A 14,793-nucleotide genomic window follows, 5' to 3' on the forward strand; every position below is an offset into this window, starting at 1 on the left:
GCCGTTACGGCTTTGCAGCAGCGGGTTTTGTCCTGTTTTGTTTTTTTAGTCGGTCGATTGTTTTGCTGTCTGGGGTGACATAGATCGTGCGCTGCTGCTCATAAATGACGAACCCGGGCTTGGCTCCGTTCGGTTTTTTGACGTTGCGGATCAAGGTATAATCGACAGGTACCTGGCTTCCCTCGCGAGCCTTGCTGAAAAAGGCAGCGAGCATGGCGGCTTCCTGCAGCGTCTGCTCGGAAAACTCTCGCGCACGGATTACCACATGTGAGCCCGGAATGTCTTTCGTATGCAGCCATGTTTCATTGGCAGCTGCCAGCTTGTTGGTCAAGTATTCGTTTTGCTTGTTGTTTTTCCCCACCAAAATCGGGGTGCCGTCGCTCGATACGTACTCCTCCAGCTCGGGGCGCGTATCTTTTTTCTTACGCGCATTCCGCTGCTTTTGTTTGCGTACATAGCCCTGCTCGGCCAACTCGTCACGAATCTCTTCCGTTTCGCTCATCCGGGAATACTCCAGCTGCACGAGCAGACCATCGAGGTAAAGAATCTCTTCCTCGGCAAGCCGAATTTGTTCCTCGACGAACTGCAAGCTGTTTTTGGCCTTGTTGTATTTTTTGAAATACGCTTGCAAATTTTCCGACGGGGTTAAGAGCGGATCTAGGGGGATGTCGATCGTTCCGCCGGCCTCATCGTACCAGTTCACAGCAGACAGAACCGTATCGCCGCGTTTCAGCTGATGAAGGTGTGCAGTGATTAGCTCGCCGTACAGGCGAAAGCGCTCGGCGTCCTGCGCGTCGATCAGCGTCTGCTTCAACTTCTCGATCTTTTTTTCGTTCTTTTGTTTTTCCAGGGTGACGATTCGCAGCAGGTCATGAACCTTTTGCTTGATCACGTCACGCTGGGCTTTGTCTTGGAAAAAATGCTGTAGGCAGTCACTGACATCAGCAAAAGTCGTGCGCTCCCCGTCAACCAAATGGGTGAGGGAGGTTACAGAAAACGCGGCCTTTTCCTTTGTGATAACTGTGTTTGGCGAGTATCGGTTCTGCTTCACTTCCGCAAACAGCTCGGAAAAAGCAGTCCACAGCGATTCACGCGTAGGTAAGCCGGCACGGAACACGATCTCTTTGGCAAGAAGCGGGCTTACGCCGCTGTACCGATCGACAATTTGTTTATCCAGCTTTCCCTCGTTCCAGTTTATCCGCGCGATGAAGTCGGCTTGCGTTTCTTGCAGCGGATCGGCTTTTCCTTGTGCGGGAGGGGAAATGTACGGACGTCCGGGCAGCACTTGCCGATGCTGGCTCATGCCGTGTGATACGTGGTGCGCGCTGTCTAAAATCATCTGCTTGTCGACATCGATCAAAATGATGTTGCTGTGCTTGCCCATGATCTCGACGATGATTCGCTTGTGCGTGACATCGCCCAGCTCGTCGCGAGAACGCACATCTATATGGATAATCCGTTCCATGCCAACCTGCTCGACCGATTCGATCGTGCCGCCTTCGCAATGCTTGCGCAGCAGCATGCAGAACATCGGCGCTTCAGTCGGGTTGACGAATTCTTCCGTTGTCAAATGAATCCGGGGATAGGTCGGATTGGCGGAAAGCAGCAGTTTTTGGTTGCCGCCTTGCGCGCGGATGGCGAAAACAAGGTCACTCTCATGCGGTTGATGGATGCGTGAGATGCGGCCTCCTTTCAGTTTGGCCAGCTCGTGCGCCACGGCACGGGTGACGACTCCGTCAAAAGCCACGATTCTTCACCTCTATGTATAGAATGGACTAAGTGTACCACAGCGCGGGAGCAACCCCAAGCGACAAGTTTCCCCGCAGCTTTTGTTGACACTGCCAATGATTGTCTCCTATAATAGAATAACGATTTTGTGTCTATTTATCGTAAGGAAAAAACGCAGCGCCTTAGCGCTAAATTCAAAAAAAGTTGTACTTATGGCGGGATGTGTGAGCATGCTCCGATCAATGACAGGGTTTGGCCGAAAGGAATCGGTTTACCAAGATTTGCGCGTAACGGTAGAGATGCGGGCAGTCAACCACCGTTTTTGCGAGGTGGTCGTTCGCCTGCCGAAATCGTACGCGGTGTTAGAGGATCAAGTCAAAAAGATCGTCGGTGCGAAAGTGCAGCGCGGCCGCGTTGATATTACCATTTCACTCGAACGGCAGGCAGTCGCCCAAAAAACGGTTGCTGTCGATTGGGAGCTGGCAGAACAATATGTCCAGCTATCCAGAGAAGCGACGATTCGCTTGGCAGTGGAAGGTCGTTTATCGATTGATGAATTGTTCGCGATGCCAGGTGTACTCACGACAGCGGAACCTGAACAGCTTGCACCCGAGGAAATTGCCGAGTGGGTGTCTGCTACTGTAAGCGAGGCGACGGACGACCTACTCTTGATGAGAGAACGGGAAGGTGAACGACTACTCGCTGACTTTAAGCAGCGCTTGCAAAAAATCGAACGTTGTGCGGAAGAGATACATACGCTCTCCCCTACAGTCGTGGAGGAGCACCGTAGCCGGCTGCTTGCGCGCATCGCGGAATGGAAGTCCGAGCTAAAGCAAGAGTTCGAGGAGCAGCGAGTCATGCAGGAGATCCTGTTGCTGGCAGAGCGTTCGGATATCACAGAAGAATTGACGCGTCTATCCAGCCACTGTGTGGAATTCGGCAACCAGCTGAATGGCGCGGAAGCAGTGGGACGCAGGCTCGATTTTTTGCTTCAGGAAATGAACCGCGAGGCCAATACGATTTGTTCAAAAGCCAATCATGTAGGAATTTCGCATTTGGCTGTTGAAATCAAAGCGGAATTGGAAAAAATGAGAGAACAGGTTCAGAACATCGAGTGACGATGAAAGGATGGACTTGGCAACTATGGCAATTAAACTGATTAATATCGGATTCGGTAACATTGTGAATGCCAACCGGATCATTTCAATCGTAAGCCCGGAATCGGCTCCAATTAAACGGATCATTCAAGAGGCGCGCGATCGCAGCATGCTGGTGGATGCCACTTACGGAAGACGGACCCGCGCGGTTATCATTACAGACAGCGATCATGTAATTTTGTCGGCTGTCCAGCCAGAGACTGTCGCGCAACGTCTGTATACGAAAGATGACAAAGATGACGAGTCTGATGAATAAAGCAGGAGTTGAAACAGGTACGATGGAAAAGGACAAAGGACTGCTTCTCGTGCTCTCCGGACCATCCGGGGTAGGCAAAGGGACTGTCTGCAAAGCGTTGCGAGAGAAGATGCCGGAGCTGATTTATTCCGTCTCCGCCACGACGCGCAGCGCCCGTGTTGGGGAAGAGGAAGGCGTGAACTATTTCTTCAAAGGTAGGGACGAATTCCAACGGATGATCGAGCAAGACGAACTGCTGGAATGGGCAGAATATGTAGGCAACTATTATGGCACGCCGCGCCGCTTCGTCGCGGATACGCTTGCAAGCGGTAAGGATGTCATTTTAGAGATTGAAGTGCAAGGGGCCTTGCAAGTAAAGGAAAAGTTTCCGGAAGGGGTTTTCCTGTTCCTGGCGCCGCCTGATTTGTCCGAATTGGAAAGCCGGATCGTCGGTCGCGGCTCTGAATCGGAGGAAACGATCAAGAGCCGCATGGAAATGGCCCGCACCGAGATCGAGCTGATGGACAAATATGACTACGTCGTGGTCAATGACTACATCGATACCGCCTGCGACAAGATCAAGGCGATCATCGCAGCAGAGCATCTGAAAAAAGACAGGCAAATCCATAAGTATCGCAAGTGGATCCTGAAGGAGGTTTAATCCATGTTGTTTCCATCGATTGACAAATTGGTTGAACAAGTAGAAAGCAAGTACACACTGGTGACAGTGGCGTCCAAGCGTGCTCGCCAGCTGCGTGAGCAAAACGACCTGCAGCTGGACAAGCCGAAAGCGCGCAAATTCGTCGGACAATCGCTCGAAGAGCTGATCACCGGCAAAATCGTTTACGAAAACCCAGAAGTACGCAAAGCGTAGACCGAAAAAAACAACCTCTTTGCAGGTTGTTTTTTTCACATGAAGATGCGTAAGTTGTGTTGAGAGGAGAGGCAAAAGCATGCAGGTATTGCAGGGGAAAAGAATCGTTCTGGGCGTTGCCGGAGGGATCGCCGCCTTCAAGGGCGCGGCGTTGGCGAGCAAGCTCGCTCAGGCGGGAGCGCTTGTGGATGTGATCCTCACCGAAAATGCGACCCAATTTGTCCAGCCGCTGACGTTTCAGGCGCTGACCCATCGTCACGTGTATACCGATACGTTCATCGAGCCGGACCCGAGCGTCATCGCGCACATCGAATTGGCGGACAAAGCGGACTTGGTCGTGCTGGCTCCCGCGACCGCGAACCTGATCGGCAAGCTGGCGAATGGCATTGCCGACAATATGCTCACCTCGACGCTTTTGGCTACGAAAGCGCCTGTGCTGATTGCGCCAGCGATGAACGTCAATATGTATGAGCATCCGGCCGTACAGGCGAACATGCAGCGGCTGGCATCGTACGGCTACCGTTTTTTGGAGCCGAACGAAGGGCTGCTGGCTTGCGGCTGGATCGGCAAGGGTAGGCTGGCAGAACCGGAAGAAATCCTCGCGGCAGTGTCGCGGTTTTTGACAGAGGAAGCATCACCGGTAGAACACGATTGGGCGGGCAAAAAAGTGCTGGTCACCGCAGGGCCGACGCGGGAAAAAATCGACCCTGTGCGCTACATCTCCAACCATTCCACCGGCAAGATGGGCTACGCGATTGCGGAGGCGGCGCGCGACCGAGGCGCTGATGTCGTGCTGGTCAGCGGACCAGTGGCTCTACCGAAGCCAGACGGCGTGACGGTCATTCCTGTCGAGTCCGTGCAGCAAATGTACGATGCGGTCATGCAGCATCTGCCAGAGGTGGAGGTAGTCATCAAATCCGCAGCCGTATCGGATTATCGGCCGAAAACCGTCTCTGCGCAAAAAATGAAAAAAACGGGCGACGATTTGTCGCTCGAGCTGGAAAAGGCGCCAGACATTTTGGCGGAAGTAGGCAAGCGGAAAACACATCAGTTCGTCGTCGGTTTTGCGGCCGAGACACATGATGTACTGAATTACGCTGCTGATAAGCTAGCACGCAAAAACTTGGACATGATCGTCGCCAACGACGTTTTGCAGGAGGGTGCCGGCATGGGGACCGATACCAACATCGTCACGATTTTGGCCCGGGGGAGCGAGCCTCTGCAATCGGGGAAAATGAGCAAACGCGAGGTGGCGGACAAGCTGCTCGACGCCATCTTGACGAATCAACGCGGAGCAGCTGCCGCATCCGAACGATGAGCATGATTGCACAAGTGATTGTGGAAGTGCCGGTGAACCGGACCAATCGGCCGTTTGATTATGCGGTGCCGGAGTGGCTTGAACCGATGGTCGCCATCGGTAGCCGCGTCGTGGTGCCGTTTGGCCCGCGCAAGCTGCAAGGCTATGTGATCAATCTATATGATGCCGAGGAGTCCGGAACACAGGAGGGGGCGCCCTCACTGCTTAAGTTGAAAGAAATCGAGCAGGTGCAGGATGATGTGCCGCCGCTCACCCTGGAGCTGATTCAGCTGGCTGAATGGATGAGCCGCCAATATCTCTGCACATGGGTAAGTGCCCTGCAGGTCATGCTGCCTGCCGTGCTGAAAGGCAAGACGAAAAAATGGCTTTCGGCTACAGAGCAGCTGCTTGCAGGCCCGCCGCAACAACCTGGCTTGCTGCAGGAGCTGTACTGGCGACGGATCGAGTTCGAGGAAGCAGAAAAGCAATTTCCCCAAGAAATCAAGCAGGTGCCTGGGTGGGTGAAGGCAGGCCTCGTCAGCTTCGACTACCAAGTCACGGACAAAATCACGCGCAAGCAAATTTCGCAGGTGACACTGCTACTATCCGACGAGGAACTCGTACAGGTGCTGCCGACCATTCCCGAACGCTCGCGTAGAGCGCGGCAGCTCTTGCTTTTGCTGCAGGAGACGCGTGAGCCGATGCCCTTGTCCGATGTTCTGACGGAGACCGGCATGGCTCGCTCGACCCTCAAAGGACTGGAGCAAAAAGGCTGGATACGGATCGAGCAGGTGGAGGTTTTTCGCGACCCGTACGCAAACCGGACGTTCGCCAAAGGTGTGAAGCACCCATTCACCACCTGGCAGCAACTCGCTTACACTGCTATTGAAGCGGCCATAAATGGAGGAGAGCATGCCGCATTTTTACTGCACGGGGTGACAGGCAGCGGCAAGACGGAAGTTTATATGGAAGCGATCGAACGGACGCTTGACCTTGGGAGGGAAGCGATTTTTCTCGTGCCGGAAATTTCGTTGACGCCGCAGATGGTCAAACGCTTCAAGGAACGGTTCGGCGATCGCGTTGCTGTGCTGCACAGCGCACTGTCGCAAGGGGAGCGCTACGACGAGTGGCGCAAAATCGTTCATGGGCATGTGCAGGTGGCCGTCGGAGCCCGCTCCGCGATTTTTGCCCCGTTCAAAAATCTTGGGCTTGTGATTATTGACGAGGAGCACGAAAGCTCCTACAAGCAAGAGGAGACGCCTCGCTACCATGCTCGCGATGTGGCGATGCAGCGGATGAAAAACAACAATGGCGTGCTGATCCTAGGCAGCGCGACGCCCGCTTTGGAAACGTATGCGCTGGCGACCCGTGGGCGCTACAGGCTGCTGACAATGAGCGAGCGCGTTGGTAAACGGCCGCTGCCGACCGTTCATGTGGTCGACATGCGCGATGAGCTGCGCCAGGAGAACCGCTCGATGTTCAGCCGCAGCCTGTTTTCGCTGATCGAGGACCGTTTGGCGAAGCAAGAACAGATCGTGCTGTTTTTGAACCGCCGCGGATTTTCAACCTTTGTCATGTGCCGCAGCTGCGGCTACACGTTGTCGTGCCCTCATTGCGATATTTCGCTCACCTATCATAAAACCAACCATACGAGCCGTTGCCATTATTGCGGCTACACGGTGGCACAGCCGCAGCATTGTCCGGAGTGCCAAAGCCCACACATCCGATTTTTCGGGACGGGCACGCAAAAGGTGGAGGCCGAGCTCGCTCAACTGTTTCCTGGCATCCGGGTCATCCGGATGGACGTGGATACGACGTCTCGCAAAGGAGCGCATGAAGAGCTGCTGGACCGTTTCCGCACCGGACAAGGCGACGTTCTTCTCGGGACGCAAATGATCGCCAAAGGCTTGGATTTTCCAAAAGTCACACTGGTCGGTGTAATCGCTGCAGATACGTCGTTGCACCTGCCGGATTTCAGGGCGGCGGAAAAAACGTTCCAGCTGCTGACACAGGTTGGCGGACGGGCCGGGCGCCACGAGCTGAAAGGCGATGTGGTGATCCAGACGTATACACCGGAGCATTTCAGCATCCAGCATGCCACACACCACGACTATCTTTCCTTTTATGAAGAAGAAATGCGGCATCGCAGGCAAGCGGGGTATCCGCCTTATTTTCGTCTGGTACTGATCACGTTCAGCCATGAGGATGTGCCAACGGTTATCCGGGCTGCGGATTTGATGGCGCAATATTTGAAGCCGCGGTTGGCCGAAACGACTCGATTGCTTGGGCCGGTCGCCTCGCCGATCGCCCGGATAAAAGATAGATTTCGTTTCCAACTCATGCTAAAATATCGTGATGAGCCGAAGTTGGCTGATTTGTTGGCCCAGGCGACCGCACAGGCGCAAGAGTGGCAGAAGCAGCACGGCGTTCTGATGACGATCGACGTCGATCCGCAAGTTTTGTTATAAACCAAATGGAGACTTCCAGGTTCCATTTTCAATATCAGGAGGTATTTTTTATGGCAATTCGCACCATCGTGAAACATCCCGATCCTGTCCTTCGTGAAAAAAGCATTCCGGTAACAAAGTTCAATAGCAATCTGCACAAGCTCCTCGATGACATGGCAGACACCATGTACGATGCAGATGGCGTAGGCTTGGCAGCTCCGCAAGTCGGCATTTTGAAGCGCGTGATCGTGATGGATTGCGGCGACGGCCTGATCGAAATGGTTAATCCGGAAATCATCGAGCATGAAGGAGAAATGATCGAAGATTATCCAGAGGGCTGCCTCAGCATTCCAGGCATGCGCGGTGACGTACGACGCCACAAATGGGTGAAGCTGCGCGCGCAAGACCGCAATGGCGAATGGTTTGAGATGGAAGCGGATGATTTGCTGTCCCGTTGCTCCCAGCATGAAATCGATCATTTGAACGGCGTTTTGTTCATCGATATCGCGGAACGCGTTTATACGGTAAAGCCTGGAGAGGAAGAGTAAACGAAATGAATGATAAAAAGGATGTGCGCATTTTGTTCATGGGCACGCCTGATTTCGCCGTAGCCAGCCTGGAAGCATTGCTCAGCGCTGGCTATCGCGTCATTGGGGTTGTTACCCAGCCGGACAGGCCTGTCGGACGCAAGCAGGTGATGACGCCACCGCCGGTGAAAGAAGCCGCGCTGCGCCACGGTTTAAGTGTTTACCAACCGGAGAAAATAAAAGAAGAGGATGCGCTTGCCGAAGTGATGGCAACGGAGCCTGATTTGATCGTGACAGCTGCTTACGGACAAATTTTGCCCAAACGTCTGCTGGACGCGCCGCGCCATGGCTGCATCAACGTCCATGCCTCGCTCTTGCCGAAATATCGGGGAGGCGCGCCGATCCACAAATGCATTGTGGAAGGGGAAAAAGAGAGCGGTGTGACGATCATGTACATGGTCGAGGCGCTTGATGCGGGCGACATGCTCTCGCGCGTCGTCGTACCGATCGAAGAGAATGACAATGTGGGGATGCTGCACGACAAGCTGGCAGAAGCGGGTTCCCAGCTGTTGGTGGAAACACTGCCAAAGCTTTTGAACGGTGAGCTCGTGGCCGAACCGCAAGACCATGCGCAAGCGACATTCGCCCCGAATATCAAGCGTACGGACGAGCGGATCGATTGGAGCAAAACGGCGGAACAAATCTACAACCAGATTCGCGGCCTGAACCCGTGGCCGGTGGCTTTTACCACATGTGAGGGCAAGACGTGGAAAATTTGGCAAGCGGAAAAAGCGGAGGTAACCGGCGTGATGGGCGAACCGGGAACTGTGATCGACAAGACGCAGGACGGCCTGATCGTCGCATGCGGTGCAGGTAGCGTGAAGCTGATCGAAATCCAGCCGGAGGGCAAAAAGAAGATGAGCGTGCTCGACTTTTTGCGCGGAGCAGGAGCGTCGCTTGCCATTGGAACCAAGTTAGGAGACTGTTAACGTGACGAGAACAAAAACTGCGCGCGAAGTAGCGCTTGAGGTGTTGGTACGGGTAGACGAATTCAAATCGTACAGCAACCTCGAACTCAAAGCGGTGCTGGAACGCGAGCCATTGTCGGCGGTTGACGCAGGACTGGTCACAGAGCTGGTCTACGGTACCATTCAGCGGCGTAATACGATCGACGATGTGCTGTCCCGCTTCATCAAAGGCAAGGGCGGCCTAGCCAAGCTGCAGCCGTGGGTGCTGCACTTGCTGCGCTTGAGCCTGTATCAAATCCGGTATTTGGATCGAATTCCGGACCGGGCTGCCGTTCATGAAGCCGTCGAGATTGCCAAACGGCGCGGTCACCAAGGGATCGCCTCCTTGGTAAACGGGGTGCTGCGCAATGTCCTGCGCCAGCCGGAATGCTTTGAGGTATTGCCGACGGGCAGTTTGGCCAAGCGGTTGTCGGTGGAGCTTTCTCATCCCGAGTGGCTGGTCGCTCGCTGGCTCAAGCTGTATGGCGAGGAGGCGACACGGGCGATGTGCGAAAGCAACAACCTTCCTCCGCACACCTCCGTACGAACCAATCAGCTGAAAACGGGGCGAGAGGAATTAATTTCCGCGATGCTGCAACATTTTCCACATGCCCGACCGTCTATGTTAAGTGCGGCTGGAATTGTCGTGGATGGCGGACATGTCGCTGGCACAAGCTGGTTCCGTGAAGGGCAGTGTACGATTCAAGACGAAAGCTCCATGCTGGTTGCTCCAGCGCTCAAGCCGTTGCCAGGTCAGCGCGTGCTCGACGCCTGTGCGGCACCGGGCGGGAAGACAACGCATATCGCGGAACTGATGAACAACGAGGGCGAGATTGTGGCCTGCGACGTGCATGCTCACAAGCAGGAGTTGATTCGCCAAAACGCAAAGCGTCTCTCCATCGATATCATAACGCCCGTAGTCGCCGACGCGGCTACGCTGACAACAGAAGAGCATGGCACGTTTGACCGGATTTTGCTGGATGCGCCGTGCACCGGCTTAGGGGTAATCCGCCGCAAGCCAGACTTGAAATGGCAAAAAAACATCAACGACATCAAGCAAATCGCCAAACTGCAGGCAGAGCTGCTGGAGCGCGTTTCCAAGCTGCTTGCACCAGGCGGACTGCTCGTATACAGCACATGCACGATCGACCCGGAGGAAAACCAACAGGTTGTCGAACGATTCGTCGCCGACCATCCGGAGTTCGAGCTGGACACCACGCTCGCAGCCGATCTACCGGAAGCGGTGAGCGCCCAAGTGCAGGAAAAGGGCTATCTGCAAATCCTGCCTCATCAATTTCAAAGCGACGGCTTTTTCATCTCACGACTCAAACGAAAAGCGTAGCGAACAGGGATGGGGTATCGCAGCAGCGGTTCACCATCCCTATTTTTTCAGATTTTTATATCTAGGATTAAACTGCTGTTAGGAAAGACAGATCACAGCAGCAACGGGATTTTCGGAAAAAAGTGGAACGGATGCCTTGGCGGAGCCGATCACCCCGACCCCCAGTGGGCATTGTCACAGCATCCGTGGAACTTTTTTCCGAAAATCCCCGAACGACCCCTACGGTCGTTTTATAAAAATTTAGACCTTCTCAACCAGTAAAAATCTGTTTCATTGCCGCAGCACTCGGCAAAGAGTACAATGGACAATGAAAGAATTTAAGAAAAAGGTGAATGATGCATCATGCCGATGACCTCAGCGACGGGGAACCGTCCTTTGATTTATGGAGTAACGTTAGATGAGATAAAAGAATGGCTCGTGCAAAACGAAGATAAAGCGTTCCGCGCCCAGCAAATTTTTGACTGGCTGTATGTTAAGCGCGTAAGCTCCTTCGACGAGATGAGCAACGTATCGAAAGAACTGCGACAAAAGCTCGCAAGCGAATTCCGCATCGATCCGTTAAAAGAGATCACGCGCCAGGAATCGTCCGATGGAACGGTGAAATTTTTGTTCCAGCTGATCGATGGTCACGCGATCGAAACCGTCATCATGCGTCACAATTACGGCAACAGCATCTGCGTCACGACACAAGTAGGCTGCCGTATTGGCTGCACGTTTTGCGCATCAACGCTTGGCGGTCTGAAACGCAATCTGGACGCAGGTGAAATCGTGGCGCAAGTGCTTGCGGCACAGCGCTTCCTTGACATAGACCAACAGCGCGCTAGCCATGTTGTCGTCATGGGTATCGGGGAGCCGTTTGAGAACTTCGACAACCTGATGGCCTTTTTGTCCATCATTAATGACAACCGCGGCCTGAATATTGGGCAGCGCCATATTACCGTGTCTACGAGCGGCATTATCCCGAAAATTTACGAGTTCGCCGAAAAAGGCGGGCAAGTGAACCTCGCCATCTCGCTACATGCGCCGACGACTGAGCTGCGCACACAGCTGATGCCGATTAACCGCGGTTTCCCACTGGAAAAACTGATGGAGGCATGCCGCCATTATGTAGCGAAGACAGGGCGCCGCATCAGCTTTGAGTATGGTCTGTTCGGCGGACAAAATGACCAGCCCGAGCATGCTGAACTGCTGGCTGACCTGATTGGTGATATGCTCTGCCACGTCAACCTGATCCCAGTCAACTACGTGCCGGAAAGGGATTATGTGCGCACAGCTCGAAACGATATCTTTACGTTTAAAAACATTCTGGATAGTCGCGGCATCAATGTAACGATTCGCCGTGAGCACGGCAGCGATATTGCTGCGGCCTGCGGCCAATTACGTGCGCAGCACGCCAAAGAAACGGCGGGGTGATCAGTGTGGAAATAGCAATGAAATCACATGTCGGTTGTATCAGGCAGCTCAATGAGGACTTTTATGCGTGCACGGTCGACGATCACGGTCGGGTCTTTTCCATTGTGGCTGACGGAATGGGGGGTCATCAGGCTGGCGATGTTGCCAGCCGGATGGCTGTTGAGGGCATTTTACGCGAGCTGTCCGAGTTGGAGCCCGATCTTGAGCGCGAGGACGCGCGGGAACGGTTGATGCATGCGATGGTCGTGACGAACGAAGCGGTTTATCGGCATGCGCTCGAAAATCCGGAGTGCAATGGGATGGGGACGACCGTAGTCTGTGCCCTGATCGACGATGAGGGCGGGGTTTTGGCTCATGTCGGCGATAGCCGCATCTATCTGTATACGGCAGATGGCCTGAAGCAGCAGACAGAAGATCACACGCTCGTGCATGAATTGATGAAAAGCGGCCAAATTACTTCCGAGCAGGCTGCGGTCCATCCACAGCGCAATGTCATCATGCGGGCGCTGGGAACAGAAAAAGACGTCCGCGTTGATTTGGGCGAATTTCGCTGGGAGCAGGACGACGTGCTGCTACTGTGCTCGGACGGTTTGACCAACAAAGTATCGAAATCGCAGATTGAATCATTGCTTGGTAGCCAATTGCCTTTGAAAGAGCAGATCGATGCGCTTGTTCAGCATGCTCTTGATGCCGGAGGAGAAGACAATGTAACGGTCGTCGCCGTTCGCAATCGCGATGAAGCCGTTAATACCGGCAGGAAAGAGGGGTGAGCAGGATGGAAGGACAACTCTTAGGGGGACGTTATCAGCTCGAGCGCCAAGTAGGTGGTGGCGGGATGGCGATCGTGTACAAAGCGCGCGATGTGGTCCTGCATCGGCAAGTTGCCGTCAAGCTGTTGCGCCCGCAATTTGGTTATGACGAGGATTTTGTCCATCGTTTCCGGCGTGAAGCGCAGTCGGTAGCGAGCCTGTCTCATCCAAATGTAGTCAGTGTATATGATGTAGGCCAAGATGGTGAAACCCATTACATGGTGATGGAATACATAGAAGGCCCCACATTAAAAGATGTGATCAATTCGCGTGGAGCGCTGCCTGTCGAAGAGGCTGTGCGGATCGCGGTTCAGGTGTGCGACGCGTTGGAGCATGCCCATCAGAACAAAATCATTCACCGTGACATCAAGCCGCATAACATTTTGATTGGACGCAACAACCGGGTGAAAGTGACCGACTTTGGGATTGCGCGGGCAGTTACGCAGGCGACAATTACGCATACCGGCTCTGTTCTCGGCTCCGTTCATTACTTTTCACCTGAGCAAGCCCGCGGCGGGATCACCGGCGAGAAATCGGACATTTATTCGCTAGGGATCGTGCTGTATGAGATGGTGACAGGGCGTGTACCGTTTTCAGGCGAATCGCCGATTTCAGTCGCTTTGATGCATTTGCAGGAACGGCTTCCCGAACCGAGACAGATTAATCCGGATATTCCGCAAAGCGTGGAGAATATCATTTTGCAAGCATTGGCCAAAAATCCGGCATTCCGCTACAAAAACGCGGCGGAAATGCTCGAGGATTTGGAGACGTGCCTGTTTCCCGAACGTCTGAACGAACCGAAACTGACGATTCCGACAGATGACGAGGAGACACGGGTGCTGCCCGCGATCACGCCGGAAATGCTGGAGCAGTCCAAGCAGGAACGACAGGAGCGCATGAGTGGTGCAAGCCGCTCGGGAGAAAAGGAACCGCAGAAAAAGCCAAAGTGGTGGGTGAAGCTTTCCATTTGGATCGGCGTGCTCTGCCTGTTCGTTGTCCTGGCATTTGCAGGTTTCAATGTGTTATTGAACCTGATCGTCGTGCCGGAAGTGCCGGTACCGTTGGTGGAAGGGACGATGGTGGAACTGGCAAAAGCGAAAATACAGGAGCAGAAGCTGGAACCGGTTGTGAAAGAGGAATACAATGACAAGGCCGAAAAGGGCGTTGTGTTCCGACAAGATCCGTCGCCTCCGATGAAGCTGAAGGAAAAGTCAACCGTCATGCTATATGTCAGCTTAGGGAAAGAACCCGGCAAAATGCCGCCGCTGACCGGTTTGAACCGCGCGTCCGCAGAGCAGGCTCTGAAAGCAGCCGGCTTTACCGTGACGGACAGTACGTTTGTAGAGGTAGAGAACGACAATGTGCGTGCGGGTGATGTTATCGACCAATCACCGCTAGAGGGAACAGAGGTCATTCCGTCGGATACGACCGTTACCGTCAAGATCAGCAAAGGCAAACAATATGTGCGCATGAAGGATTTGCGTACGTTGACTGTGGATCAGGCGCGGGTGGAATTGCAAAAATTGGGGCTGAATATGGGTAAGCGCAACCCGAAAGATACGTTCACCACTAAGCAGCCAGATATCGTTTTGGCCACATACCCGTACGAAGCGGGCATGAACGTTCCGGTAGGAGAAACTGTCGATCTCGACGTATCATCGGGCAAATATCCTGACGGTGCGATCGAAGGGAAGGCACCTGTATTCGTCGATGTAATTCCGGGCGAAACTGCGAAAGTGACCATCACGGTATCGGATGCACGCGCCAATGATCAGGCGGTAACGACCGAAACCATCACGGAAAGCAAAAGCTATGACGTGCCAGTCATCGTTTCGCCAACAAAGCAGGCAACAATTAAAGTGATGAAAAACGACCAAGAGTACCAAACCTTTACGGTCCAATATCAAGCAGTTGCACAAACGCAAGGTCAATAACAACAACTACGTGGAGGGAAACG

The 14,793-nt window shown here is 53.8% G+C and carries 13 protein-coding genes; 12 read left to right on the forward strand and 1 reads right to left on the reverse strand.

From position 1 onward, the window contains the following. Positions 1 to 4: 4 nt before the first annotated feature. Positions 5 to 1,747: an Rqc2 family fibronectin-binding protein gene (locus EDM56_RS06350; protein WP_122917052.1), complete on the reverse strand. Its 1,743-nt coding sequence runs from the start codon at positions 1,745 to 1,747 to the stop codon at positions 5 to 7. A gap of 211 nt (positions 1,748 to 1,958) precedes the next feature. Between EDM56_RS06350 and EDM56_RS06355 the strand changes: the two genes are divergently transcribed. The 12 genes from EDM56_RS06355 to pknB all read left to right on the forward strand — a co-directional run bounded on the left by EDM56_RS06355 (position 1,959) and on the right by pknB (position 14,770). Continuing rightward, the gene (locus EDM56_RS06355) at positions 1,959 to 2,846 is read left to right on the forward strand and encodes a YicC/YloC family endoribonuclease (protein WP_122917053.1); all 888 of its coding nucleotides are present in this window, start codon (positions 1,959 to 1,961) and stop codon (positions 2,844 to 2,846) included. Between the two features lie 25 nt (positions 2,847 to 2,871). After that, positions 2,872 to 3,141, forward strand: coding sequence for an extracellular matrix/biofilm regulator RemA (gene remA / locus EDM56_RS06360; RefSeq protein WP_122917054.1), 270 nt, complete (start codon positions 2,872 to 2,874; stop codon positions 3,139 to 3,141). Then, a complete protein-coding gene (gene gmk / locus EDM56_RS06365) occupies positions 3,134 to 3,781 on the forward strand; it encodes a guanylate kinase (protein ID WP_246009287.1) in 648 nt (215 codons plus the stop codon). The genes remA and gmk overlap by 8 nt, the downstream gene beginning before the upstream one ends. A gap of 3 nt (positions 3,782 to 3,784) precedes the next feature. Next, the gene (gene rpoZ / locus EDM56_RS06370) at positions 3,785 to 3,994 is read left to right on the forward strand and encodes a DNA-directed RNA polymerase subunit omega (protein ID WP_122917055.1); all 210 of its coding nucleotides are present in this window, start codon (positions 3,785 to 3,787) and stop codon (positions 3,992 to 3,994) included. A gap of 79 nt (positions 3,995 to 4,073) precedes the next feature. Further along, positions 4,074 to 5,312 carry a bifunctional phosphopantothenoylcysteine decarboxylase/phosphopantothenate--cysteine ligase CoaBC gene (coaBC, locus tag EDM56_RS06375; RefSeq protein ID WP_122917056.1) on the forward strand — a complete coding sequence of 413 codons (1,239 nt, stop codon included), beginning with the start codon at positions 4,074 to 4,076 and terminating at the stop codon, positions 5,310 to 5,312. Positions 5,313 to 5,314: 2 nt separating this feature from the next. Then, on the forward strand, positions 5,315 to 7,759 hold the full coding sequence (gene priA / locus EDM56_RS06380) for a primosomal protein N' (RefSeq protein ID WP_122917162.1): 2,445 nt from the start codon (positions 5,315 to 5,317) through the stop codon (positions 7,757 to 7,759). A gap of 50 nt (positions 7,760 to 7,809) precedes the next feature. After that, on the forward strand, positions 7,810 to 8,286 hold the full coding sequence (gene def / locus EDM56_RS06385; RefSeq protein WP_122917057.1) for a peptide deformylase: 477 nt from the start codon (positions 7,810 to 7,812) through the stop codon (positions 8,284 to 8,286). Between the two features lie 5 nt (positions 8,287 to 8,291). Beyond that, on the forward strand, positions 8,292 to 9,254 hold the full coding sequence (gene fmt / locus EDM56_RS06390; RefSeq protein ID WP_122917058.1) for a methionyl-tRNA formyltransferase: 963 nt from the start codon (positions 8,292 to 8,294) through the stop codon (positions 9,252 to 9,254). 1 nt (position 9,255) lies between these two features. Beyond that, a complete protein-coding gene (gene rsmB, locus EDM56_RS06395; protein ID WP_122917059.1) occupies positions 9,256 to 10,614 on the forward strand; it encodes a 16S rRNA (cytosine(967)-C(5))-methyltransferase RsmB in 1,359 nt (452 codons plus the stop codon). 342 nt (positions 10,615 to 10,956) lie between these two features. Next, a complete protein-coding gene (gene rlmN / locus EDM56_RS06400; protein WP_122917060.1) occupies positions 10,957 to 12,027 on the forward strand; it encodes a dual-specificity RNA methyltransferase RlmN in 1,071 nt (356 codons plus the stop codon). A 5-nt stretch (positions 12,028 to 12,032) separates the two neighbouring features. Then, a complete protein-coding gene (locus EDM56_RS06405; protein WP_122917163.1) occupies positions 12,033 to 12,797 on the forward strand; it encodes a Stp1/IreP family PP2C-type Ser/Thr phosphatase in 765 nt (254 codons plus the stop codon). 5 nt (positions 12,798 to 12,802) lie between these two features. Further along, positions 12,803 to 14,770 carry a Stk1 family PASTA domain-containing Ser/Thr kinase gene (pknB, locus tag EDM56_RS06410; protein ID WP_122917061.1) on the forward strand — a complete coding sequence of 656 codons (1,968 nt, stop codon included), beginning with the start codon at positions 12,803 to 12,805 and terminating at the stop codon, positions 14,768 to 14,770. Positions 14,771 to 14,793: the final 23 nt, after the last annotated feature.

The sequence above is a fragment of the Brevibacillus fluminis genome, assembly GCF_003710825.1.
In the GTDB taxonomy this organism is placed as follows: Bacteria; Bacillota; Bacilli; order Brevibacillales; family Brevibacillaceae; genus Brevibacillus_D; species Brevibacillus_D fluminis.